This is a genomic window from Methylobacterium sp. XJLW (assembly GCF_003254375.1).
Taxonomy (GTDB): domain Bacteria; phylum Pseudomonadota; class Alphaproteobacteria; order Rhizobiales; family Beijerinckiaceae; genus Methylobacterium; species Methylobacterium fujisawaense.
Map to the genome: position 1 here is coordinate 5,363,228 of NZ_CP016429.1, position 25,654 is coordinate 5,388,881.

Consider the following 25,654-nt stretch of genomic DNA (forward strand, 5'->3'; position numbering starts at 1 on the left):
TGGGACGCGCTTATCACGACCAGAAATCTTCTTCATCACCGGAGTCAAAATCATACGGCTGGCGATCATACTCGTCATCTTTATCCGTATAGTCCTCATCGGAATCTTCCAAATCATACCCATACTTAGACCGACTGATCGCATTGGCGTTTTCGAGCGCAACGGCACTAAGATGTTTCTCGAAATCAATTAATCTAACGTGTCTTGAGCTTATATGTTCGAATTCGCCACTTAGAGGGCCACCAAAGCTTGATTTTACAAATTCGTCCGACCGGGCCACTGTGTTATGCAGCCAATTTTCATCAGTTGAGCTTAATTTTTTTGGGAATGCTATTGCAGGTTTGTGCGAGATTCGTCCGGATACATAGGCGGCAATCAATAGCGCGCTCGTGTGAGTGTCGCGGATATTAGAAACTCGATCTATGATCGCACGTGGTACGTTCAGGCGGCAGCACGAGACCAGCCATAGCATCCAACAAATCTCATGATGGTGCCCAAAATCAGCGTGTCTGCTGATCAAGGCAGAGGCGACCTCACTCCAGCCATCGATGTCGATCTCTCCCGATATGGCAAACCTTTTTACGGCCAAAAGACAAATATAATCCAAAGAATGAGGAAAATGAAATGCGATCCTTTGAAGCTGATTTTGGATCCTTGTCCAGTGCGAACTGCTTTCATAGCAACGCAATTGGTCTAGGCGTCGGAGTGCTAATTTCATCGGGCTTTCAGAATTGATTGCTCTCGACTGAGCATATGCTTCATCAAGTAATCTACCTGGACCATCCAAACTGAATGGAGATGCATCAAGGGCGCGCAATCTCTGCGCCCAAATATCATCAATTGGTTCTAGGCCGGAAACAATTCTTGTCTTTGCATCATTGATTTGAAGTTCGAAATTTTGGAGCACATCCCGCAATGTAGAAAGCACAATTGCAGCATCAAACTCAGATTTTATTCCTATGTAATAGTCATCCACGTGTCTGACGGCGCCAATAATGTACTTCTCTGCGCGCTGCGCCAATTGTTTGTCAATTTCACAGGCAATGGACTCGGCTATCATTCGGAAAGCATCCGGTCCAATCGGTATCCCACGAGTCTGGCTGTTTTGGCACTGCTGGCAATACCAATCTAGTTTGTTAAACGTTACACTTTTTGAATGTCTATTTTGATCGATTTTAGCCGAGCTGATGCCGTGCGCAACCCAAGGAATGACATGAGTGTATATACTCGGAAAGAATTGAGCAATGTCCGTCTTCAATAAATATGGCGCATATCTGATCTTTCCAGATAGTCTGCCTGACAATTCGCTCAGCGAGCTTATGGATATCGCTCGGTCGGCGCTTGGCTCGCTGATTTGTGGCGCGCTTATCGAAAATGCTGACTTATTATATTGTCGAAACAGAGTTCTTTCGTGACTTTGCAAAAATTGCGCTATCGGCAGATAGGAGACTGGGTTGGGCGTGGCATAAAATCGCCGATTGCCGTCGTGTTTGGTTCCGACATATCTAGCGTATCGTGTGAACCGGCCCTTATGAAGCGATCGATCGTTAATTTCGGAAATAATGCCGTGGAAAGCTTTGATAATTCCTGAGCTATCAAAGCACGGTGGAAGGGTTTCTGGAAATAAGCCCTTCTCCATTAAGAGATCTCTCGTAGAAACCATCGGATCCTAACTTCATCGGGCGGTTGGACTTCGGCATGGCAGCTCTAATTAAGTGTTGCCATGCAAGCATCGTGAGCATCACTTCTAAGATATTGCCGCGCATTTCTGTCGTCTTGATATAATTTGTGCGGGGCGGCTACGAAATAGCAGCTTTACATGTGTGATCGCTGGGTCGATTATTCGAATGAACCGTATTCTGGTAGATTTGAATTTGGAGCTACCCGTCGAAGAACTCCTCATCGAGCTTCTTGATTGTGAGTCGCTCCTCGATCCGGCAGCCGACCTCGTGCCGGATCATCAGGCGCGCGAGTTGCGGGCCGTCGATCAGCACCATGCGCTTGCTCAGCATCTCTGCCGTCTCGCGCGCCGAGGATGTGAACGATGAGGTCGTCACGAACAGCCCCTTCGTCGCTTTGAAGCGGTCGAGGCTCCCGAAGAAATCACGGATGGCCGAGGCGCCCACCGTGTTGTCGGCGGAGTAGCGCTTTGCCTGGACGTAGATGCGGTCGAGTCCGAGTGGATCCTGGTCGATCACGCCGTCCACGCCGCCGTCGCCCGACTTGCCGACGAGAGCGCGATCGAGATCATTGACCGAGCCGCCATAGCCCATCGCAATCAGCAGGCGGACGACAAGGCTCTCAAAGAATGTGGGCGTGCCAGCCACTACGCGCTGAAGCAACTCGCTGGCGAGTGCCGCTTCAAGCTGCCGTCCAGCAGCACGCATAACCTCATCGGGCGTCAAGCTCGCTGTGGCATCGTTGGTCTGGACGGCTGCTTCGGCCTGTTCTTCGGCGCCATCCTGAGCGACGCGAAAGGACTGGAACTCCGGGAACCGGGCCAGGAATTTAATGTCGATACGCGCGGATGGTTGATCGAGCACTTCGCGCCCGCGTGGGGTGATCTGGAAGTGGGCGCGACGGGTGAGTTCAATGAGACCAGACTTGCCGAGGTAGCTCTTGGCCCAATGGACGCGGTTCGCGAAGGTCGTCTGACGACCGGACGGCAGTAGATGCGAGCGGTCCTCAGGGCTGAGACCAAACTCATCGGCGAGGTGCTCGACCACATCGCCGATGCGCTTCTCTCCTGTGGCCGCCTCGCGCAACACTGGCAGCATTAGGGTCTGGAAGTCGGGAATGGACATCAGGTCGCTGTTGCGAGGCGTGGGCGACCTCGGCCGCTTCGCGCGGGTGTTGACCCCGCCCGTTCAGCCTTGATCCGCTCCAGCAGCACGCTCGCGGCTTCATCATCAGGATCCTGAGGGACAAGCTCGCCGCGGAACGCCTTCGAGAGGACGGCCTGATCAAGGCGATCGATGAGCTTGCGGGCGCTTGACGCTTCAGTGTCGAGGCGACCGATCCAGTCAAAGGCTGCCTCAATTCGACGGACCGTTTCACGCTGTTCGGACAAAGTTGGTACGGGCAGCATCAACGAGGCAAGCTCGACGGTGTTGATATTATGTATGCCGCTTGTCGAGCGAGCACTCACCTCAATGATTTCCCTGATCTGAGGCGCGCCCAACATAAAATTCATAAACTTCGGATCGATGATCGAACGATCTGCTCGAAGGCGGATCAGATATCCGGCATACGCCATGCCGCTCGCTTGACTCGGAACTAAAGCGGCTCGACCCAAAAGGTCGGCGCTCCCGTTCGAGCGGATAACAAGTACATCACCCTCCTCAAGCCGAATTTTCTTATACTCCCGCGCATCAAGTTGTGCGTACTTGAGGCCAGACAAACTGATCGAGCCCGAGGAAACATTAGGTATGCGAAGGACGGCAATGCCGTTTGCGGTAACTTCGCATTTCTGCGCAGTGCCATAACGGATTTCGCTAACGACTTCCCCCAACGGTTTCATCGGAGGTCGCGAAAGCGCATGCACCGCACGCCATGCGGAGGCGAGATCACCTCGAAAAGCCGCACCTAGAACGAGTATTCTGTATCGCTCAACCAGTCGCTGCACGTGTTCCAGATGGTCGCGCGCGCGTTTCGACTTCGTCGAGAGGCTTCCGATCTTACTAATGATCCGGCGCTGCTCCTCTTGTGGCGGAAGAGGCACTAAGGTCGATAGAACTTGCTCTCGGCTCAATTCGACCTGATTTGTAGAGCCGCTTTGCATGTCCTCGATCTTGGATTGTACGATCGGAGACGATATCAAGGCGTGAATGAAGCGGCCTTCTACATGGTTAGAAGGTCTAACTACTGTCACATGACTGTCGGCCACCATCCGCGGATAGGTTCTTGAGCCGCCGAAGAGCGAAGCTCGCCCGATGGTTCCTGTTCCTGTGGAATTCCAAAGTATGTCACCTGAGCAAAGGTATCGCTCGGGTCCCCAGGCGGAAGCTTGGGAGGGATCAACAAACTTCAGATGCTGCTCTTCGATCCCTTCCCAACGGATGCATTTCTGGTTGATTACTGGCAAATCACTCACAGGTGCATATTTCGGCGACTTGCCGCGTTGGATGTAGACACAGACCTGCTCTAATGTCGAATAGATCCAACCTAAAGGTAGCGTGTTCATTCTGCCGCCTCCGGCAGGACGGTAGCCGTGCTCTGGTTGCCGTCGAGTTCGTCCGACAGCGCCTCGATGTCGGCTAACGCCGCCCGGAGGTGCCCGATGATGGCTGCTGCAATGTCGTCCGGTTCTGTCAGACCCTCCTCAGCGTCCGCCTCGGTATCCCGGAGCCACGCGATGTCGAGGTTGTCGTTGCGCTCGATCACCTGCTCGCGGGTGAAGGACCGGAACCGTCCCGTCTCGCCCTCGTCCTTGCGCTCCGCCCCGCCGTTGGGGTCGGCTCCATAGGCGGTCTCGAAGGCCGCGAAGTCCGCCACGTTCAGCGGGCGTGTCTTGCCGAATGCGGGCATATCGGCACGCAGGTCGTACACCCAGACCACCTTCGTGTTGCCCCTGTCCGTCTTTCCGCGCTGGAAGAACAGCACGTTCGTCTTCACGCCCTGCGCGTAGAAGATGCCGGTCGGAAGCCGCAGGATCGTGTGCAGGTTGCACAGGTCCATCAGCCACGTGCGCAGACGACGCCCAGTATTGTCCTCGAAGAGGACGTTGTCAGGCACCACAACAGCCGCCCGGCCGCCGGGCTTCAACGCCCGGACGATGTGCTCCACGAACGCCAACTGCTTGTTCGAGGTCTCGGCTGTCACCGAGAAGTCGTTTCGCGTGGGACGGCCGCCGCCCTTCTTCGTCCCGAAGGGTGGGTTCGTGAGGATCAGGTCGGCCTTGCCCAGCCCCTCACCGTCCGGCGAGAGCGTGTCCACGTGCTCCACGCCCCCCTCGATGCCATGCAGCATCAGGTTCATCAGGCAGAGACGATGCGTGTCATGCACGAGTTCGGCACCGTGATAGGCGCCGTTGCGCTGGAAGAACGCCTGCGACTCCGGCAGCTTGTAGAGGTTGTCGGTCTTGGCCTTGATGTATTGATCCGCTGCCACGAGAAACCCCGCTGTGCCAGCGGCCGGGTCCTGTATCACCTCGCCCGGCTGCGGCTGCATGAGCCGCACGATGCAGTCGATGAGCGGGCGCGGCGTAAAATACTGCCCAGCGCCCGACTTCTTCTCGGCGGCGTTCTTCTCCAGCAAGCCCTCGTAGAGGTTGCCCAGGCCCTCCTCACGCGCCGAAAACCAGTCGAGCTTGTCGATCGCGCTCGTGAGCGCCTTCAGGTTCGTCGGCCGGGTCAGGCGGGTCTGCGCGTCCGTGAAGATCGCGAGCACGAGGTGGTCGGTCTCGATCTTCGGGTTGCCGAGGTCGAGCAGCAGGCGCTTGTAGTGGTCGAGTTGATCAAGCCCCTCGCGCCTGGCGAGCCCCGCCCAGCGGTACTGCGCGGGCAGGCGTCCCTCACCGCCTGTCTCGGCGAGCATCTTCAAGAACAACAGGTAGGTGATCTCGGTGACGTACTCGTTGTAGCCGACGCCGTCGTCGCGCAGGACGTGGCAGAGCGACCAGAGCTTGGCGACGATATCGCGCGTAGTGGGGGTGACCGCTTCCATCAGCCTGCCTGCTTCCAGAGTTCCTCATTCACGTCGGCGAGGAGCGTCTCCACGCCGCCGCTGAAAATTTTGTTCAGGCGGTTGAAGCCGCCGTCCGCCCGGAAGGGCTCGCGGTCGAGCGCCTCGCGATCGACGACGACCTCGCGCACGATCTGCTCGCCGATTCGTTTCAACCACCCGCGCTGCGGGTCCGTCCAGGGCTGGCGCGCCATGATCCGTTTCATCGCCGCGGAGACACGCTCTTCGTAGGGCATGAGCGGGTCACCCAATGCGGCTTGGCGAACGTAGCCGATGATCGAGGCGGCGATGTCCTCGTTCCTCGCGTCCTTCCAGGCGCGCTTGAGCGTCGCTTCCGGGAACCCTGCGCGGTCGAGTTCAGCACGGAGTTCACGTAGCTGTGCACGCGTGAGGTCGCGCGGACGCTGCACCACCACCTTCAAGGCCGCGAGGGTGTTCACGTTCTCGTTCACGAAGGTGGCGAAGCCGTCGAGGAAATCCTCGGGTTTCTCGGCGGTGCCGTAACCGCGCGTCACACTGATGACCGCATCTGGGTGGTGCGAGATCGGCTTGCGGTCGGGCTCATCGTCGCTCCTGGACGCATCGAGCACGGTTCCGATGCCCTGGTGAGCACGCACCCAGTTGACGAGATCCTCGCCGGGCGCCGCGTGCAACCGGGCCAACGTCGCTTCCGGCGTCTCGCCCGCGACCGCCTCGAAGCGCCTGCGCGCCTCCTCGGGCATCGTCTTGAGCCGACGCCGCAGCTTGACCACCAACTGCGCCCGCACGGTCTCGCGTTGCCGCTCATCGTCGGCGGAGGCGAGTTCCGCGACCAGTTGCTCGAACCCGATCGCGGGCGCGACCACAACCGGCTTCATGTCGGTGATCTTCTGGAGGTGGGGGTAGAGATCCACCGCGTCGAAGATCCGGAACACATCCTTGCCGATGTCCGGGCATAGCCGCGTCGCCCGGCCGATCATTTGCTCGTAGAGGATGCGGGAGTTCACGCGCCGCAGGAACACGAGGTTGGTGATCGACGGCACGTCGATGCCAGTGGTGAGGAGATCCACCGTGACCGCGATCTTCGGGTTGGCGTCGTTGCGGAAGGCCCGGATGAGGTCGCCGACCTTGTCCACCTTGCCGGTGATCTTCTTCACCGCGGAGTCGTCGATCTCGCCGTAGGCGGCCTGGAAAGCATCTTTGACCTGCTTCACCACGATGTCGGCGTGGTCGTTCGAGGCCGCGAAGATCAGGGTCTTGCCCGGCAGGCTCGGATCGATGTGACGCGCGAGTTCCTCGGCCACGACCTTGTTGAAGTTCTCGGTGACCACCTTCTTGTTGAACTGCTCGACCTCAAAGCGCAGGGCGTCGGGCGCGTGCGCGAGGTCGATCTCACCCGTTTGGGGATTGAAGAACTCCAACTGGTCGGATTGGGCGAACTCGATGCCGTAGCGCGCCAACTCGGTCTCGATACGGACCGGCGGCTCGTGGTCGTTGAGATGGCCGTCGATCACCGCGTCGCGATACGAGTAGGTGAAGACCGGCTCGCCGAAGATCTCCGTGGTGTGCAGCGCGGGCGTGGCGGTCAGGCCGACCTTGACCGCGTCGAAGTAGTCGAGCACGCGCCGGTACTTTGAGACGTAGTCGGCCTCGTCGCGGAAGCTCAACTCGGCGTCGGAGAGTTCGCGGTCGAGCAGGTAGCCGCGGTGGCACTCGTCCACAACGATCAGGTCGTACTGGTCGATTGCGGGGGCCTGCGCCGGGTCGTCGGTGAGCAGGACGCGCTTCACCAACCCCTGGATCGTGCAGATGTGCAACTTCGTCTCGGCATCTGGCACCACGTCCCTCAAGCCCTTCAGGCCGAATATGTCGGCGAAGGTCTTGCCGGTGACGACCTTGGTGGTCGAGAACTCGCCCTCGGTTTGATCGCCCAGTGCCGACCGGTCCACGACGAAGCAGACACGTCGAAAGCGCTTGGTTGAGAGCAGGCGGTACAGGAGCGCGATGGCGAGCTTGGTCTTGCCCGAGCCCGTCGCCATCGCCACCAGCATCGTCCGACGGCCCGCTTCCAAGTTCTCCTCGACCTTGGCGACGGCAGCCTTCTGATAGTCGCGCAACGGGAAGCCGAAAGTCATCGGCTGGTCCTTGAGCGCCTGGGTCGCCGCTTCGACATCGACGTTGAGCTTGCCCAGCAGGCCCTCCGGCGTCGGCCAATCCACGAGCGCGCGGCGAAGGTTGGACGAGCGGCGCACGTCGCGGAACCACACGCCGCTCTGCGTCTCGATCTGCCGAAGGTACACGCGGCCGTTGGCGGCGAATACGAAGGGCACGCGGTAGGCGTGCGGCCCGTCCTGCCAGGGTGCGCCATCGACGAACGTGACCCCGCCGGTCTCGGTGATGTCGCGGGCGTAACGCTCGGCCTGATCGATGGCGCTCGACACGCTGGTGTTCTTGCGCTTCGCCTCGACCACGCCGACGAGGGTCAGGCCGATGAACAGCGCGTAGTCGGCACGCCCTTTGGAGACAGGCCACTCGGCGATGGCCATGTTGCGGCCCTTGACCGGCTGGGTGCCCTCACTCCAGCGCAGCCGTCGCGTGTCGGCCTCCCAGCCGTTGTCCTTTAGCTGCCGGTCGATCAGCGCCCGGGTGTCAGCCTCGTCGAGGTCGATCTTCTCGGCTGCCTTCTCGCCCGACGTGACGAGAGCCTGGAGGGTAGTGACCGGGGTTTTCTCCGCCTGTGCCTGAAGGGCTGCGAGTCTGGAGGCCAACTCGGCCTTCTCGACCTCGCCCTCCTGGGCGAGCGCCTCCCAGACTGCCCGGTCTTCACTCTCGCGACGCAGGCGCTCAGACAGGCTGTCACGCTCGCGCGCCTCTTGCTCGGCGAGAAGCCGGGCCGCCTCTGCTGCGCCCTCGCTATTGGCGAGGCTCAGCCGCAGCGCGGCGATCTCCTCGCGCAGGGTTGCCGATGCATCGACCGGCGGCGGCGGCGGCAGAAACGGGCCCGGCTTGAAGTCGGGCTGCTTGCCGTAAGTGCGATGGAACCAGATCGCGATCTGACGGGCAAATTTTAGGCCCGACAGCGCCTCGGCGTGCGTGCCTTTGACCTCATGGGCCGCGTCATTTCCGAGCTTACGCAGGCCGTGGAACAGGTCCGCGGTCTCGCGTGGTAGGACACGCTCGTAGGACAGGCGCGACAGGATAGTCTCGAAGCTGTCGCGACGCTCAGGCTGATACAGGCCCTGGCGGGCGGCGATCTCCTTGGCCAGGAGTTCGGCGAACTGCCGCAGCTTGATCAGGGCCGTCGAGGGATCCGTTCGGAAATAGCTCTCCGCGAGCGCGGGCAGCGCCTCAAGGTTCTGCCCGTACCCTCCCATGAAGCCGAAGTTGGCGGTTTCTGCCATCGGTCCCAGACGCCTGTCGCGCTCTCGGCCTGACCGTAATGGGCGCTCATGAGCTTCTCAACCTTGAGTAGAGGGAGAGCGGCCAGATAGGACGGGGAGCGGCATTTCGGCCACGCCATCGAGCCCAGTCCATCGCCCTTAGCCGGAGCGGACCCGAACTGAGCGCCAATTGACAATCTTCAAGCATGCTGCATATATGTCTAAAAGAATGCTGCATAAGGAAGAGCCATGTCGCCCAGTCATCAGATCGCCTCGGTTGTTGCCCGCCTTCGCGCTGAACTCGGAGTGACCCAGAAGGTCGTAGCCGATGAGGCCAAGCTCGACCAAAGCCGGGTGTCCAGGCTTGAGAAGGGGGAAGTCCTCAGCGCGACGGAGGTCAAGAGCATCCTCAATGCCCTCGCCGCCCTCGGTTCAATGCATGCGATGGACTTCAAGGCGTTCTTGGAGCGCGAGTGGCAGCACGTCGAGCCGCCCTCGTTCTGGAACCCGCAGCGTGGCTACCTCGAACAGGCGGACGAGGTCCTCGATAATGTCGCCCTGTTCCTTTCAGAGTCGGAGCACCCGTGGCCGGTTCGCCGACACATTGAGCGCCACCGCGACCTACTGCTGTCGGCGACCTCGTTCCTCACGCGCCTGAACCACAACATCGCGTTCATCGGGAATATCGGCGTCGGCAAATCGACCGCGATCAGCTTCCTCTTCGACCTGCTGGTCCCAGCGACGACGGTGACGAACCCGCTCAAGCGCACCGTCCTGGAGACAGGCGCAGGCGGCACGACCATCTGCGAGGTTCACATCAAGAAGGGGCCGGAGTTCGGCGTTACGGTCGTGCCTTTAAGCGACGTGGAGATGCGCCAGCGCATATCGGACTTCTGCAATGTCACCTGGAACAGCGTGTACAGTGACGCGCAGGATCCGGCCGGTGAGATCGCCCGCGTGAGCAAGGAGATGGACCGTGCCCTGCGCAACATGGCGCAACTGAACCGCCGCACTGATACAGGAACCGGCAAGAAGGTTACTAGCGACCCGGCCGCCGATCTTGCCCGGTCATGCGAGAGCGAGGCGGAGTTCAGGGCTCGGGTGATCGAGCGGATGCAGTTGCCGGAGCGAACCCGCCGGGAACTCTGGTACGACAGCGCGACCCATAAACACCCAATGGAGTGGGTGAAGGAGGTCTTCAGCCAGATCAACAAGGGCCAGATCGGCGATGTGCCGCTGCCCGAGACCATCGATCTCCTCGTCCCGAACTTCGGCAAGAGCTTCGGCGATCTGGAACTCACGTTGATCGATACCAAGGGTGTCGAGGATCACGCCGTCCGTGAGGACCTAGAAGCACGCCTCAAGGACCCGCGCACGGCCGTCGTCTTCTGTTCGGGGTTCAACGACGCGCCCGGTCCGACCACGGGCGCCTTGCTCAAGCACATGCGCGAGACGTTCGCCGAGGGCTTCGACCCTGGCAAGGCCGCCATCCTCGCACTGCCGCTCTCCGGCCAAGCGACAGCGATGAAGAACGACGTGGGCGACGAGGCCGAGAGCGACGCCGAGGGTTACGAACTGAAAGAGGCTCAGATTGCTGAGAAGCTAACGGCTGAGGGGGTGAAGGCCCTCCCGGTCATGTTCTTCAACGTGATCTCCGACGAGCCGGTCGCGGTCCGAGAGAACGTGGTTGAGCAGTTGATGCGGATGCGCCAGCGCGGCGCCGATCACCTGCTCGACCTGTGCGCCGCCATCGAAGACCTCATGGAGAACATCGAGCAGCAGGCAATCCAGTTGGCGATCGAGGAGGTCTCCAAGCGGCTCAGCACCTTTCTTCAGGCAAATCGGCGGCTCGGCGCGCGGGAGCGGCTTCCCTACGTAGACGTGATGAGCACCCTGCGGGGCATCCGCTACGCTTCCACCCTGTGGGCTGCGAGCCGTCGCAACGGGGAATACTCGGGGTTGAACATCGTCCACATGATGGGGTCTGGCGCTGCGCGGGACGCGCGCTCCCGGTGTGATGGATGGTTCAAGGCACTCGACGCCTTTCTGAACTCCTTGAAGGCGGACGACGACCTCGCACAGGCGGGACGCACGATCGACCAGATCCGCGTTAGCGCTGCGGCTTCGAAGACCACGTTCCTCGACACGGTCCAGCAGACCGGGATGGAGGTTTACCGCGAACCGCTCAGGCAGTCGCCGGTCTGGCAGCAGTGCGCTGCGGAGTGGGGCAAGGGCTCCGGCTTCAAGGACCGGGTGGCGAAGCACCTGGAGGACTGGTTCCAGGCAGAGAAGCAGCACCTCGACAAAGTCGAGGAAGGCGTCACGGCCTCCTGGGAGAAGCAGGTCATCGCCCCGTTAATGCGCTTGGCCGACGAAAGCGCCCCGCAAGAAAGCGGAGCGGGGGCCTACTCGAACGTCGTCGCGTTCCCGTCGCGTGCCGCGGGGTAAGCTGTCTACTGGATAATTCAACTATGGCCGCTGGGGCATCCGATATGCCCTGGCGCCGTTAGGAGCGTCAGGCTGTGACCAACTATGCGATAGGAAGGGTACCTCTGCGCTGGTGCACGGTGCGGCGCCTGCGCTAGGCAAGCTCGGAGCTTGCGGAAAGCGGATCTCACACGATGGCGAAGCCCGCAGAGCCTTATGTCGAAATTTGGGTTGAAAGTTACGAGCCGGCAAAGACTGGGAGGCTACACGGAAGCGTACATGTTCGTCCCACGGCCGACAGCTGCTCTTCGACGAAACTGCGAGTTAGTTGTTCAAAATCATTCAGTCGCAATTATCTGGTAGGTGCGCGCTTTCGTATCCGGGCAAAGCTCAACGATCGGGAAGCCGGTGGTAAGTACCTCTACTCGCCTCATTGGAAACCGCTTGCTATCCAGCGTCCCTAAAAAATCTGCCCCGCCCAAACCAGTTCGTCGGGATCTAACGGCGGAGGCACGAGCGGCGGCAGATCCCATTCGGAAGCCTGGGAAGAGACATCTCGTTGGCGCGGATCAACGAGGCCCGTTCGCTGCTGAGGATCGCGTGGGACCAGCCGGTAGTAAGGCGGGGTTCGTCGTTGATCTCGGGCGGTTGTCTGCCGGGTCAGTATGAGGCCGCCGTTCGCCCGCGCACGGAAGAGCATGAGGCGCAGCGTCGGGAGGCGCGGCTGGTGTCGGATTTCCGGGACTACATGCGCGGCCTCGGCCACCCGGTGCAGCGGCTGCGCATCCTGCCAATGGGCGAAGCCAAGCCGCTCTACACCGACCTGTACGGGACGTTGGACGCCCACCTCTGGAACGTCCCGCATGGGCAAGCTAAAACCGGGATGGATCTCAGAACTGCTCCGGCTTCGTACCCAGCTTCCAGGCACACACCTTCGCAGTCGTATTGAACCAACATCCTCCCCGACGAGTCAGCTCGCCGAGTGGCCACTGAGCATGACTTGCAGCGGGTGGGCCGTTCCAGAACCCGTCACGCTTGCCTGTAGCTGCATTGACGTTATTCACGTAGGCAAAGTACTTTGATCGAGGCGGTTCGTCCGTAACGCCGATCGTAAAACTTCCGCCTTTGTCGGCAACGATGTTGCAGCGTTCATCGAGATACACCTTTCCGGAGACGCGTAGATAGCAGTCTCCAGTGGATGCTATGGCACGGCCTGTTGTAAAGGCGAGGCATGATGCTGCAAAACAGATAAGAAATGACTTATGCATTGATTGTCCAGAATGATCAGGGATAAGCATGCGTATCGCTTTCGTACTATCCGCACTCTTCTGGAGCAAGTGCGCATTGGCTCAGCCTCTTGAAGGATGGTGGATAGTTCTCGCGTCGTATCCTGATAGTCCGCCGGAGCGTATGAGCGACGACGTCCGAGCATTTGAGCGCCAAGCTCGATTCCGCTCGACGAAAACCTGCAATAATTTTCGGGAAAGTTCCTAGGCTTTGCGCCAGGGCATGTGGTGTTCGTTCAAGCTGGCCCGCCATTAAAAACCGAAGATGCCGCCGACGTCGAACTGCATCGCGTTCGCGGATGTTTACCGGACACCTACCCGAAGCGCGCTCGATATCTCGGAGATTGAGCCTGCCGGAGTCAGTGCTCCGTAATCTAGAGCGCCTAATGGAACCGGGTCTGGTGCATTGAAGGGGGCGGGTCAAAGCTCTCGCCCCCGATGATTGCTGGGCGGCGATCGCGCCGCTCCTACGGCTCGTCAGTCCGCTTCTCATGTCGACCGACGCCCACCCCGGATTTTGCTGCGTTCACCGGCATACTGATTAAACCGCGTACTGGATTACCAAAAGGTACTTCCCCCAGAAAATTAGTTTTGATTCTGACATATTGTGTTGGCATCGAATACTGTGTTGGCGAAATATAGATGCTTATGCGACACGTCATCGTGCTCAACTGGAACGGCTTAAGAGGCTGAGCTACTGAATTGACGGCGCGCAAAACTCGTCATTGCTGATACGGCTGCAAAATAATTTGGATACTCGACTGTCGCGGCCGAACTCATATTCGAGTATAACGCTTACTTTTGTCGGAATATCATTTGTATATATCAAATTTTATTCAGACTTTGATATTCGTGACGTACGTTAGACCGAGATTTATATGCCTCAGCTGGAAATACAAGCTTAATTATTGGACACATGATCTGAAGTTGCTTCTTTGCAACATGTGTATGCCAAATCAATTATAACGGCATCCGTTTTTGACTCTGCGGGTCCGATGTAATTAGAGTTGGTCAGGGCCCGTTCCCGGCGGAAATCTCATTATGAAGTTTTGCGCGTCTATTATATCGGCTGCAATAGGACTCTCAGTCGGAGGATGTGCAATACGGCCTCTACCGGAAGATTATACAGGGGTTCCGACCTATCAAATAGCAAGGCAAGTCAGATGTGAAACTAGAGATGCCGTGTTTCAATCCTTTATAGGGTTTCTATTATACGATCCTAAAGTTGATGATAGATCTCGTGCTGTGGGAAAATTATACAACGAGACGAGTGTCCCGATATCTACTTTCGAGCCGGGACTCTTAAGTGGATTTGCCCGTTCGTTTGTAGAATTTTTCTGGAATACTGGCGTTGCCTATAATTTTTCATTGGATATGACGGAAACGAATAACCTCGGAGCAACCGTAAATGTATTGAGTTCGCTGCCATCTTCCAAAAGATCCTTTGGATTTTCTGCTGATTTTGATCGGCAGCGAAGGAATACTAGAACATTCACATTAACTGACAGATTCAGTAATCTACTAAAGATTGATCAGCGCTATTGCAAAGGCATGTTAGCAGAAGAAAATTTTGCTTATCCTATCACTGGAAAGATAGGGGTCGAGCCTCTTGTCCAAGATTTTGTAAAGCTTGCGTTGTTCGCTAACCTGTCGCCTGACAGAAAAACACCGAACACTGCGCCGACTATCGTTGACGAACTCGAATTCCAGACCGCACTCGGTACCAGTCTAACACCTAAATTGACGTTCACACCACGCCTGGGGAATCTGCATATTGCTGACGCTGGTCTAACCGCTGAACTCACTCGGAAGGATGTGCATAAGCTTACTATGGGCTTGTCGTTGGCGAGCGTAAATCAAATCAATAAATTTGCCGCTCAACGCGGAACATTGTTCGGCAGCCTGCTAACTGCTGCGGGCGGCGGTCCGGAACAAGCCGCTGCCGAGGCCGTCAACCAAGCCCTGACCCGCGATCTGTTCAGACAAACGGTCATATTGCCACGATAACGTGAGGATCTTACATGCCGAGCAATGTCAACTCAGGCAAGAGACGAGTCAAGAAGCCGGTAGTAAATGTAGAGAATTCTGTCTCTATGAAAGCATCCGATCTTGCCAAAATTTTGAGAGCGATGGAGGAGCACAATGATCTCGAAACTTTCTGCAGAGCATCAAAAAGAGCGAAGACAAAAGTAATCCTTGATCGAGATTCTGCAAACTTTATTAAGAATTTTGTAGCAAAAAGGCCAAATCTTCGAAATACAGAGATTGGAACAGCGCTAGTTGCCGCGACGGAGACGGACCCAATATTCGATATAAACTTCGGTCCAAAAGACCGTCCAAAAAGAAACACAGGATGATTTCAGTCTGTTAGCGGTCAAGTCGCCTGAGGGGCGGCATTTTTACTTGACTTGCTGCGGCCCGTTAGGTTCGGGCCAGTCGCCGCCCCCCCCTCTTTGCTAATATGGTAGCGCTGTCGACCGCCGCGTGATGCCGGTCCAGCTACCCGGTTCTGTCAACGAGCGCCGAAGCCTGGTTCTCCGTGACTTCGTGTGGTGGGGTGGGCGGACCGGGACCCGGCGTGCCGCCAGCGGCTTCGGATGAGGATGATGGTCGTCCGAGATTGATACGAGCCCCAAGGCGATCGAGTTCGCGGGCCAGGGCCGCCGCGTTGCGGCAGCCCTCGCTCCAGCGCTGGTCGAGATAGGGCCGGTAAGGGTCGATGAGGCGCGGGCGCGCTGGCTTCGCCCAGTTCGGCGGCTCGTCCCGGCGCAGCCAGCACCGCACCGTCTTGCGATCGAGGTCGAGATGGCGCGCGATGCCGGACACGGAGGCGCCGGCCCCATGCAACCGCAGGACCTCGGCGTGACGCACCCGGCGCGTGCCTGGCGAGCCGGCGCCGGTCGGCGGCTGTGGCCGGACGCGCATGGTTCTGCTGGGTCCGGTGCGCCGCGGCCCGCTCATCTCTGAGCTTGCGCGCCACAGAGCGGATCACGACGTGCTCGCTGCCGACCGCCTCCTGCAACGCCTCGCCGAGGTTGCGCAGCAGATGCCAGCGGTCCAGGACGTGCACCGCCTCGGGCGCCCCCAGCCGGACGGCCTCGCCATAGATCTCGGCCCGGTCGCGGGTGACGATCTCAACCCCGGGATGGCGCCGCAGCCATCCGGCGACCGCTTCGGTCTCGCGATCGGGCAGGAGATCGGCGACGACCCGACGTTCCAGATCGACGATCACCGTGCCGTAGCGGCGCCCGCGTTGCCAGGCCGACTCATTGATAGCGATCACGCGCGGCGGTAGCGCGACTGGGGCCGGCCCGGCCCGGACGATGCGCAGGACGGTGGATGGGCTGGCCGGGATGGCCAGACGGTGGGCAAGCCGCGCGGCCGGGGCTCCGCGGAGGGCGCGACCGATTTGGCGCTGCAGGTCATGAAGGCGCTGCGAGCGTCGTGCGTGCGGCGCCGCGACGTCCGGCTGGGTCTCGCTGAAGGTACGGCGGGGGCAGGCGGGATTGCGACAGCGCAGGCGGCGTAGCCGCACGCACAGGCCGACGGAGCGGTCCTGGCAGGGCAGTCGGCAAGGTGTCGCTCGTAGGTGCCGTGAACGCTGTCCGACCGGTTACGGCAGGCGGGACAGCGCGGTGCTGTCGACCGCGGCACCGCGAGCACCATCACGTGCTCGGGCTCGGCCGTGACGGCGACGACCCGCAGCGAGGGCGGACTGAACGGGAGCAGGCGCTTGGGCATGGGCAATCCACGGGTGGTGCGCGCTTGGGCGACGGCGCGGCGCCGGCTTGGCGGCGACACGCTCGATGCCGGCGGCCAGGGCGTCGCTCTCTCTTGGAAGCCGCCCGGAACGAGGCGGATCGCCCGGCTTCTGCAGAGCGACGCTGAGGGGATAGCCGGCGCGGACGGCGTGTTCATCGCGCGCCTGAGGCGCACTGCACCGAAACTGGCCAACGTGGCCGACTTGGCAGTTCGCTTCGCGCGCATGCTGCGCGGTCAGTCCTCAGAGCCAGTCGCGGATTGGCTGGCCGCGGCTCGCTCGAGTGTGCTGAAGCGGTTAGCCGCTGGCCTGCAACGCGATGCGGCCGGGATCGAGAATGCCATCGCCCTGCCGTGGTCGACAGGGCCAGCGGAGGGCGAGATCAGCCGACTGAAGACGATCAAGCGACAGATGTATGGCCGCGCCGGCTTCGAACTCCTGCGTCAGCGCGTCCTCGACGCGATCTGACCCACCACACGAAGTGACGGAGAACCAGTATTCAACGCCCGCTGACAGCTCTTTAGACGTGGCGGGTGTCAGGCGCCGTGCCTCCATGTTTGACCAACCGATCGCAAAAATTGCCTTTCCCGTCCGCTGCGTGCCTGGACGGCGCCTTCGGCGCCTTCCGCAGAGAAGACAGTGGCGTCGAGGGAGGCGACGAGAGAAACCCGATGACGAGGTAGTCGCGCGGTAACTACATGTCGGCCATCACATGAGCACTCCAAGAACGCCACGAGCGCAGACCGAGTGGGGCGCCAGCCCCGGTCGAAGCGAAGCGACGTGGCGAGAGGTCCTGTTGCGGCGCGATCTGCGCCGCCACGGGATCGATCTCGGGATGGTGGACCACCTTTAGGACAGGGCGAGGTCGCGCACGCGCGACCCGCCGCTGTGCGCGCTCGTCTCCTTCGGGCACGGGCACGGCCCGCACCCGACGACAACAGCGCGCGTACGCGCAATGCGCGTTGAAGAAGTCAAGATTGATTTGAATTAACGCGTCGCATTCCCATTATGTTAAACCGAGATCCGCACCAGAGACCCCATTAATTCAAGCCGATTACTCCTATAGACATGCAGCGGACGGAATTTTCTACGACGCCCCAGCAAGCACTCGCGGGCGATTTCACCTTTCAACTCCTCCACGGCACCCCAGGTGGGGGCAAATCGACGACGATTCTCAAGGGGGCCCTCGCTCTGGATGCCCCTCAGATCATCGCGGTCCCGCGGATCGATCTCCTCCAGCAGCATGTCGCTCGGTTGCGCGAGATGTCGTCCGGCGAGACCGAGCCCCCGATCATCGTCGAGATCCATTCTCGCCAGCCCGGTACGCAGGGGAAGGTCGAACGCCGCCTCCGGGATGCCCTCGACGCGGCCACAAGCCCACGGACCTTGATCCTCACTACCCATGCCGCCCTGATGGGTCAGGAGCCTCAGGACATCGAGGGCTGGCACATCTGGTGGGACGAGTTGCCCGAGGCAGATCTCGTGTCCGGCAAGGTCGGTCTCGGCGCCTCCTGGCCCGCCTTGGCTGCCATCTACGATCTCGTGCCCGGTGCGCAGCCCGGTTGGTTTCAGCTCGTCCTACGGCGAGACGCGATCGGGCTGCGGCAGGTCCTCGGGGACGTCGGTCGGGACCTCGTCGAGCTGCATCGCCTCGCGGGCTCGCGCGGCCGGATCGTCGAGGTCAATATCGGCGCTTGGGCGGATGCCGGGGTCTCCGGGTGCGAAGTCCAGTGGCGCTCGATCTGGTCGCTAGCCATGCTCCGAGGTTGCGCGTCCCTTCAGGTCGCCGCCGCCGGGTACAAGGGCAGCTTGGCTGAGTATGCCGTCCAGCGGGCCGGCGGTGTTCGGGTCGAAGTCGTGCCGGTGGGCGCCGAGCGAATCGGACAGCCTCAGGTCAGGGTCTACTTCTACACCCGGCAACCCGCTTCGACGGCGTTCTGGGCGAAGCCGCAGGGGGCGGCCTGCTTGGTCGCGATCTCGCGACATCTGGAAGCGGCTGGGTTCGACGGCTACTGGGCCGCGAATGAGAAGATTACCCCGTATTTCGTCGGCCGCATCGGCGGCGAGCAGTGCAGCCCGAAGCTCGCCGGGACCAACAGTCTCCGCCACCACGTCAGCGCCGCCCTGCTTTACAGCGCCAAGGCCACGCCGAACGACGCGGCGATCATGGACGCCCTGGGACTCAGCCGGGAGGCCATCAGGGCAGCCCGCGAAGACCAAGACATTTTCCAATTCGTCACGCGCGGCGCCATCCGAGACGCTGACTTCGATGGGCTCTTCGAGATCCACGTCTACGATGAAGGACAAGCACAGCGTCTCCAGGATCGCCTGATCGCTGGCGGCTACACCGACGTGATGATCATCCCTATTCCCGAGGTCGGGATTATGGATGCCACAGGATCGGTGTCTGGAGCCACGCCCAACACCGGGAGCAAGCCTGAGACCGCGGCTGAGCGCAACGAACGCAGGCGTCTCGCTGAGGTCGAGCGCGGAAGGCGTCGTCGCGCGAGTGACAAGAACTCCAAGATCGCGAACGGGACCTATAGGGGGAGAGGACGCCCGCGGCGTTCGTCCTAAAGATCAGCTATGGCTCGTCGTCGCCGAGTTCTGCCAGTTCCACTGGACGGTCGCCGTGGCGGCGATCCGCTTGCCGCGGCGGCGCTCGATCGTGTCGTCGAGAGCCATGACGACGGGACCGCGCGGAGCGAAAGCGGCGATCAGCAGCCCGAGCAGGATACGGCCGCCAGCACGCGGGCTCCACGCGGCGCGGTTGAGGATGCGGTGAACGTTCACGAACCGCCGATCCTGCGCGCGACCCATGATGCGCAGGTCACTCCCCATCGTGCGCCGCTCCGGGGTCAGGATCGCACCGATCAACAGCAGTTGCGCGTGTCGCCACGAGCGGTGGACGAACAGCGGCGCGAACGCAAGGATGAGCCCGGCGAAGCGGGCGGGCAGACCAGGCATTGGGTGTCTCTTGGTCGGGACACACCGAGCCTACCCGTCATGCTTGCTTCGTCACCTGCCGCCCAACCGCCCGTCCGATTGGCCAAAGTCGAGCTTAGAAGCCGGCCAGATGGCAGCAGCCCACCTCGTGACTCCACACCAAAAGCCGCTTGCGTTCCACGGGCTGTCCACAGATGAAGGTTGTGGGTGGATGGCTCGCGGGCCGAAACTCTTCACGCAAGGTCAGGGCCGATGCCTCCTAGCTTTGATATGCTCATCTCGACCGATGCGCCGAGCCAAACGGCGGAAATCCGTCTTCTAGATGAGCATGGCGTGCATCTCGGATACCAGCGCGTCGACTTCAAGGTCGTACCCTTGTCGCGCCGGCACGGCCTATTCGACCTGCGTGAATTTCTGCGCCATTACGTCGAACCCGGACAGGAAAGCACCGCCCTCGCTGAAATTGGCGTGTGCATCGCACAAGATGTCCTAGGCCCCGAGATCTTCAGACTATTATGGGACGCTTCGCCGGGTGGGACGGTCCGTGTCCGGCTACCTTCAGCAAGCGACGATTGGCTAGCCGCCGCCCTCGCCCGCTTCCCTTGGGAGATCGGCCGAACCGCCCAGGACCAGCCCACGCTCGACGATCGCAGGTTGTCGTTTCGCGTTGGCCGAGAAGGCGAAGGGGCGCCTCCCTCCTTGGTGCTTGGACCAAGCGAAAGCCTCCGCGTATTGTTCGTCTTCGCGGAGGCGCGAGGCTCGCGAGCCCTTGGTGCGCGGCGCGAGCGGAAAAAACTGCAGCGCCTGTTCGAGCGAGAAATCTACCCGAAACGCCGGATCGTTGCCGACACCCTATCCTACGGTGTGACGCGCAAACGACTGCACCAGCAGATTCAGGAGAACGGTGGCTATCACATTGTGCATTGGAGCGGGCACGGCCACGTTAACGCGCTGGAGCTTGCTGGACCAGGCGGCGCGAAAGATAGCCTCTCGGGGCAAGAACTGCTCGATCTGTTCGCCCAGGCAGGCGGCATTGTTCCGGCGCTCGTTGTCCTGAGTGCCTGCCAATCTGGTGAGTCCGTGCCGATCAGGAACTGGCGGGACTTCCTGGCCCTGGCACAGGGCGAAGAGGCGAAAGTTATCCGCGAGGCGCCGCAGGTGGAACCGAACGCCCGGCCTAAGGAGCCTGGGTATTCCGGCATAGCGCAGGCGCTAATTGCTGGCGGCGTACCATCCGTAGTGGCGATGCGCTATGCGGTCGGGGACGACTACGCACGCGAGCTGGCTGTAGAGTTTTATCGGGCGCTCCTCGCGCATCCTCAGCCCAAGGGTGCCGCAGCCGCGCTGGCGATTGCACGACACGCCCTACGCGAGCCTGCGCACGAACATCGGGCACGTTTCGCCGCCTGCGATCACGTCACAGCCCTGCTGTACGGCGCCGAGCATCCTGGCCTCGTCCTGCCGGCAGGCCGCAGCCCAGGCCTGATCACGCGAGACCCACGGCTTCACCGAATGGCCGAGCTGAAAGCATCCGAGCACGAGAGTTTCGTCGGCCGGACTTGGGAGCTTGCGGGCCTCGGCGCGGAGTTCATCGGCGCCGGCCGCGACGACGACGCGAAGTCGATCGCGCAAGTGACCGGCCTCGGCGGTATGGGGAAGACGGCGCTTGCGGCCGAAGCGCTGGCGCTCTGGGAGCAGCGCTTCCAATGGGTGCTGCTCTACCAAGCTAAGCCGAACGCACTATCGTTTGACGCCACGCTGAACGACATCCACCAAAAACTCCTGGGCGAGCTCGGCCTCTATCACCAGCATGTGGAGGCCAACCCGGCCGACGCCATCCATCGCATCGGCACGTCTGGCTTTACGGGGCCTGCGAGGGTCGACCGTCTGACCAACAACCTAATCCGCGCGCTTCGGGACGAGCCGATCCTCCTCATCTTGGACAATTTCGAGACGAACCTGGCGTCTCATCCGGCGTCTCTCTCGCCAGAAGGCGAACCTACCTGGGCCTGTCAGGATCCGGCGTGGGATCTCTGCCTGCGACGCATGGCCGAAGAGCTAGTTGGCACCCACTCTCGCGTGCTCGTGACCTGCCGGCGGCCGCTCGCGGCCCTCGCCTGCGGCAATGTCCATACGGTCCGGCTCGGGTCCCTGTCGTCTAACGAAGCCGCCCTGTACCTGCGCGACCATCCCGGCTTGAGCCGAATGATGTTCGGCGGCGACGAGGGCGAGCGGATGCTTGCCATCCGCCTGCTTAATCTCAGCCGGTTCCATCCGCTCATGATGTCTCGGCTCGCGAGCCTGGCCAGCGGCGGCCCGACCTTGCGACCTCAGCTCTTAAAAGCCTTGCAAGCCTCAGAGACCACTGACGGCCATGATAGATTGTCAGCGCTCTTCGAGGCTACCCGCGGCGATCGGGATGAGATCGCGTATCTTCAAGATGCGCTTGCTAATTCGAACACCGGCCTGATCGAGATATCTCCCCCTGCAGCACGCCGCCTGCTTTGGATGATCGCCCTCGCCAACGAGCCGATCAACCGGCACATGATACTGGCCGTCTGGAGCGACGACCTAAAGGACGTGGAAGCGCGGCGCGCGCGCTTGGCAGCCACCGCCGCCATCGGCTCAACTCACACCGGGCTGGCGAAGCCGGATCCGGTCAACCTCCTGCGCCATCTCGTAGCTCTGGGCTTGGTCACCGAGGAGACGGCCGAGCCTGACGACGGCCCCCCCCTGTTCAGATGCCACGAGGTGGTTCGTGAGTGCATCTTCGCGTGGATGAACGAGCATCCTGACGACCTGGACGGCCTCACCGCAACGTACGTCCGCACCTATTACGGCACGCTTCTTGGCTCGCTCTTTAGGGAAATGCGACGAACGGATATGAGGGCGGCACTGGAAGCCGGCCGACGGGCGATCGTCTACTTCCTCGACGCCAGGGCCTACGACCAACTCCGTTACTTTGCCGACGGCGTCATCATCCATACGAGCGACCCTGAGACTCTGAACGTATTGATGCCGTATCTTCAGAACGCAGCGCTACAAGCGCCCGAAGAGCACGGCCGCGCCGTCTGCCTCCTGATTCTGGCCGACGCCCTGGATAATTCGGGACGGTCGCCAGAGAGCCTTACCTTCTACGACCAGGCTGCCGATCTCGCCAGAACGGCAGCCAGGCAAGCAGGCGGCGACGGCCGTCAGGAATGGTCCGATCTCTCGGTTATCCTCGGCAATTGGGCAGCTGCCTTGAGGAAAGTCGGCGATCTGAGTGCCTCCCGCAAACGGCAAAGCGAGAACGCCGAAGCGTTGAGGAAGGCCGCGGCGCCTGCTGTCCACATTATCGGCAGCGAGCTGGAAATGCTGCGGCTTGATATCCTGGACGGACGAAGTGAGGAGGTGCTTCCTGACGTTGAGGCTAGGGTGGCCGAGATTGAGCGATGGTGGTCCCAGAGCATTGCGGGAGATGTACCGCCCGATGCCCCCCATCACGGTCTGCTTGCCCAATTTTTGCTGAGTGGGCTTGATGCAGCCCGGATGGCTCACACCCAACGGCAAGATTGGACGTCGGCGTTGAGGCTGACCGATCAGAAACTTGACGTGTTGAAGTCCCTAGGATCACCTCTAGGGGATTTAGCGTCTGAGGAGAATAATCGCGCTGTTTTCCTGACCCAACTCGGGAGACTCGGTGAGGCTAAGCGCGTGCTAGAGAGATCTCTCGATATATTTAAGAATAATCCACTGAGCCGGGCTAGGGCGCTGCATAACATTGCGGAAATTTTGGAAAAAACAGGCGACACGTCAGAGGCTGTGCGACAACAGCGGCGAGCGATCACGATATTTGATGCATTGCCATATTTTGAAGATCGCAGCGCTGCGCACCATAATCTCGCAAATTATCTTGAGATTCAGAAATTACCAGCCGAAAAAAATCGGGTCGCTGCCCTTATATACGGACTTCTCTCAGGAGGAGCAGCTCAATTCAGGATGGCAGTGCAGGGCTATGGGCAGCTCTTAGCCAGCAGCGCGGATGCAGGCAGCCTGTCAATCAGAGACCTAATGGCGGACGCCGCGTTCCAGCCGCTTAGCGAGGCGCTGCAGGGCGTCGATGTCGGAGCTCTGCAAGCTAACTTGGATCGCCTGCGCGAAAAGCTCCGCAACCGCGGCTCGATATAGCGACAGCGAGGAACTCCCGATGTCCCCAACCCAAAAACTATCGCTCGACCTCATGGTGGCGGAGCTTGCGCAGGCGGTTCGGACTCGAGACACGGATCGTATCCTGGAGCTCCAACAGGCAATCCTGCAGGGGCTTGCAGAGGCGGCGGCGGAGTGCGCCGCACTTGAGCGCCGGGTCAGGGCCTTGATGACTGAGTTTGAAGACGCCAAGTCGGCGCCGCCAAGCATCACAATTGATTCGTTCGACCTCGAGCGTGGCAGCAGTGACGGCGTCGTCTACCCGGTATGGTTCGGTACCAGCCGCCGGCCAACGTCCGACAAGCTGGGCTTCTCGGGCGAACGCAGCGATCGAGTGGTCTATGGGCGGGTAGAAGTCCAAATTCCGCACGCGCACCGCTTCGGCGAGACCGGCACGCCGTTCTGGAAGCGCCTCCTTCGCTTCAACATCTCGGACGATCGTCTAAAGATGCTGGACATGCAGGTTTTAGAGCCAGACGCCTTCATGGCGGACCTACGGGGCGTCATGAATGCCGCGGTCGAGAGCGGCGAGGAGCCGCACGGACTCGTATTCCTGCACGGCTATAACGTCGGCTTTGAAGAGGCCGCCATTCGAGCCGCACAAATCGGGTATGACCTCAAGGTCATCGGGGCGACGGCTTTTTTCAGTTGGCCCTCACGTGGTAGCGCGATCGCATATCCGGTAGATGAGGCAGCGATCGAAGCGAGCGAGAAGGCAATCAAGAACTTCCTGGTCGATTTCGCAACCAAAAGTGGCGCTCGCAAGTTGCACGTGATCGCCCATAGTATGGGAAATCGCGGATTCCTGCGCGCGCTGCAGCGGATCGCCGCCGATGCCAACACTAGCGGCAAAATACAGTTCGGTCAGATCGTCCTTGCTGCGCCGGATATCGACCGCGACCTGTTCCTTGACCTCGCTTACCTCTACGCGCAGCACGGCGAGCGGACCACACTCTACATATCGAATGCTGACCGGCCGGTGCATCTATCATCGAAGTTGCACGACGCGCCTCGCGCCGGCTATTTTGAACCTTACACTGTTGCTCCATCAATCGATACTATTACGGTCCCAAATTTCGACTTGGACCTTTTAGGTCATTCCTATTTTTCTCAAGCAGAGGCGATACTGCACGACATCTACGATTTGATACGCAATAACGAATCCCCCGGTCGACGTCAGCGTATAGAAGTGTTTTCCACTGGCGACGCAAATTTTTGGAGCTTGCGCAGATAGTGTGCGAACTCAGTATCCCAATCTGGGGAAGCTCGATACTGCTGACCCTTTTATAAAGCATTTTCGGTTTGGTCTGAGTCTGTCAACGGGTGCCGAAGTCTCGTTCTTCCGCATCTCGTGTGGCGCGGAACGCCAGATCAGGGCGCGGTGAGGGCGCGCTGGCGTAACAGCGCGAAGCCCGCGCGGCCGAACATCGTGCGCTTAAGCATCTTCAGCCTGCCGATCTGCCCCTCCACCGGACTCGTCGACCAGGGCGCCGTGATCGCGCCGCGTAACGCGTCCCTGTCGCGCTCGAGACCGGCGGCGAACTTCGCCAGATCGGGTGCCTCCACTCGCAGGCGATCGAGGAAGCGGCGATCGTCCGCAACGCGCGCGCTCGGGTCCGCCTGCAGAAGCCACGCCGTCCAGTTGATCGACGGGGGCCGCCATTGAGGGTCCCCCGGATCTTGGTCCGGCCGAAAGGTGAGCCTCCGGGTCTCATTCGGCGGCCTGCAGGGCCGCCGCCAGGGCGAATTCCTGGGGCGTTCGCCACCCCAGGGCGGTGTGAGGACGGCTCTCGTTGTAGTGCCGCCGCCACGTCTCGATCTTGCTCCTCGCGTCGGCCAACGACAAGAACCAGTTCGCGTTCAGGCACTCGTCGCGCAGCCGGCCGTTGAACGACTCGACCAGTGCGTTGTCGGTCGGCTTGCCAGGTCGTGAGAAGTCCAACGTGACGCCGTTCTCGTAGGCCCAGCGGTCGAGGGCTTTCGAGACGAACTCAGGCCCGTAGCAC

The 25,654-nt window shown here is 60.5% G+C and carries 16 protein-coding genes and 2 pseudogenes; 8 read left to right on the forward strand and 10 right to left on the reverse strand.

Annotated features, from left to right (window positions below):
* Positions 1 to 13: 13 nt before the first annotated feature.
* From A3862_RS24730 to hsdR, 5 genes are all read right to left on the reverse strand, one after another.
* The gene (locus A3862_RS24730) at positions 14 to 1,663 is read right to left on the reverse strand and encodes an RNA-directed DNA polymerase (RefSeq protein ID WP_111474389.1); all 1,650 of its coding nucleotides are present in this window, start codon (positions 1,661 to 1,663) and stop codon (positions 14 to 16) included.
* Positions 1,664 to 1,880: 217 nt separating this feature from the next.
* The gene (locus tag A3862_RS24735) at positions 1,881 to 2,804 is read right to left on the reverse strand and encodes a restriction endonuclease (RefSeq protein WP_111474059.1); all 924 of its coding nucleotides are present in this window, start codon (positions 2,802 to 2,804) and stop codon (positions 1,881 to 1,883) included.
* Entirely contained in the window at positions 2,804 to 4,183 is a 1,380-nt protein-coding gene (locus tag A3862_RS24740) for a restriction endonuclease subunit S (RefSeq protein ID WP_111474060.1), read from the reverse strand. Before A3862_RS24740 ends, A3862_RS24735 begins: the two co-directional genes overlap by 1 nt.
* Positions 4,180 to 5,664 (reverse strand): class I SAM-dependent DNA methyltransferase, encoded by a 1,485-nt coding sequence (locus A3862_RS24745; RefSeq protein WP_111474061.1) that lies wholly within the window; start codon positions 5,662 to 5,664, stop codon positions 4,180 to 4,182. Before A3862_RS24745 ends, A3862_RS24740 begins: the two co-directional genes overlap by 4 nt.
* On the reverse strand, positions 5,664 to 9,062 hold the full coding sequence (hsdR, locus tag A3862_RS24750) for a type I restriction-modification system endonuclease (protein WP_111474062.1): 3,399 nt from the start codon (positions 9,060 to 9,062) through the stop codon (positions 5,664 to 5,666). The genes A3862_RS24745 and hsdR overlap by 1 nt, the downstream gene beginning before the upstream one ends.
* A gap of 228 nt (positions 9,063 to 9,290) precedes the next feature.
* Here hsdR and A3862_RS24755 point away from each other — a divergent pair, with 228 nt between their 5' ends.
* From A3862_RS24755 to A3862_RS31190, 4 genes are all read left to right on the forward strand, one after another.
* Positions 9,291 to 11,489: a helix-turn-helix domain-containing protein gene (locus tag A3862_RS24755; protein ID WP_111474063.1), complete on the forward strand. Its 2,199-nt coding sequence runs from the start codon at positions 9,291 to 9,293 to the stop codon at positions 11,487 to 11,489.
* Positions 11,490 to 12,027: 538 nt separating this feature from the next.
* On the forward strand, positions 12,028 to 12,417 hold the full coding sequence (locus A3862_RS24765; RefSeq protein ID WP_111474065.1) for a hypothetical protein: 390 nt from the start codon (positions 12,028 to 12,030) through the stop codon (positions 12,415 to 12,417).
* A gap of 1,519 nt (positions 12,418 to 13,936) precedes the next feature.
* Positions 13,937 to 14,761 carry a hypothetical protein gene (locus tag A3862_RS31185; protein ID WP_124263012.1) on the forward strand — a complete coding sequence of 275 codons (825 nt, stop codon included), beginning with the start codon at positions 13,937 to 13,939 and terminating at the stop codon, positions 14,759 to 14,761.
* A gap of 14 nt (positions 14,762 to 14,775) precedes the next feature.
* On the forward strand, positions 14,776 to 15,111 hold the full coding sequence (locus A3862_RS31190) for a hypothetical protein (protein WP_124263013.1): 336 nt from the start codon (positions 14,776 to 14,778) through the stop codon (positions 15,109 to 15,111).
* Positions 15,112 to 15,253: 142 nt separating this feature from the next.
* Here A3862_RS31190 and A3862_RS32210 read toward each other — a convergent pair whose 3' ends face one another.
* Together A3862_RS32210 and A3862_RS32645 are read right to left on the reverse strand one after the other, a co-directional pair.
* A complete protein-coding gene (locus A3862_RS32210) occupies positions 15,254 to 15,679 on the reverse strand; it encodes a helix-turn-helix domain-containing protein (protein WP_236961490.1) in 426 nt (141 codons plus the stop codon).
* A 61-nt stretch (positions 15,680 to 15,740) separates the two neighbouring features.
* A pseudogene (locus tag A3862_RS32645) lies at positions 15,741 to 16,289 on the reverse strand (transposase); the annotation flags it as partial.
* A gap of 204 nt (positions 16,290 to 16,493) precedes the next feature.
* Between A3862_RS32645 and A3862_RS24780 the strand changes: the two are divergent.
* Together A3862_RS24780 and A3862_RS24785 are read left to right on the forward strand one after the other, a co-directional pair.
* Positions 16,494 to 16,982: a transposase gene (locus tag A3862_RS24780; RefSeq protein WP_111474067.1), complete on the forward strand. Its 489-nt coding sequence runs from the start codon at positions 16,494 to 16,496 to the stop codon at positions 16,980 to 16,982.
* 600 nt (positions 16,983 to 17,582) lie between these two features.
* Entirely contained in the window at positions 17,583 to 19,091 is a 1,509-nt protein-coding gene (locus tag A3862_RS24785) for an ATP-binding protein (RefSeq protein ID WP_111474068.1), read from the forward strand.
* Positions 19,092 to 19,094: 3 nt separating this feature from the next.
* On the opposite strand, the gene A3862_RS24790 is transcribed toward A3862_RS24785, so the two are convergent.
* Positions 19,095 to 19,481, reverse strand: coding sequence for a transposase (locus A3862_RS24790; protein ID WP_111474069.1), 387 nt, complete (start codon positions 19,479 to 19,481; stop codon positions 19,095 to 19,097).
* 249 nt (positions 19,482 to 19,730) lie between these two features.
* Between A3862_RS24790 and A3862_RS24795 the strand changes: the two genes are divergently transcribed.
* Both A3862_RS24795 and A3862_RS24800 read left to right on the forward strand, forming a co-directional pair.
* Complete coding sequence (locus A3862_RS24795; RefSeq protein ID WP_164706395.1) at positions 19,731 to 23,630, forward strand: CHAT domain-containing protein; 3,900 nt, start codon at positions 19,731 to 19,733, stop codon at positions 23,628 to 23,630.
* Between the two features lie 19 nt (positions 23,631 to 23,649).
* Complete coding sequence (locus A3862_RS24800; RefSeq protein WP_164706396.1) at positions 23,650 to 24,882, forward strand: alpha/beta hydrolase; 1,233 nt, start codon at positions 23,650 to 23,652, stop codon at positions 24,880 to 24,882.
* A gap of 137 nt (positions 24,883 to 25,019) precedes the next feature.
* Here A3862_RS24800 and A3862_RS24805 read toward each other — a convergent pair whose 3' ends face one another.
* Both A3862_RS24805 and A3862_RS24810 read right to left on the reverse strand, forming a co-directional pair.
* The gene (locus A3862_RS24805) at positions 25,020 to 25,214 is read right to left on the reverse strand and encodes a hypothetical protein (RefSeq protein WP_111474072.1); all 195 of its coding nucleotides are present in this window, start codon (positions 25,212 to 25,214) and stop codon (positions 25,020 to 25,022) included.
* 145 nt (positions 25,215 to 25,359) lie between these two features.
* Positions 25,360 to 25,647, reverse strand: a pseudogene (locus A3862_RS24810) (integrase core domain-containing protein); the annotation flags it as partial.
* Positions 25,648 to 25,654 lie beyond the last annotated feature (7 nt).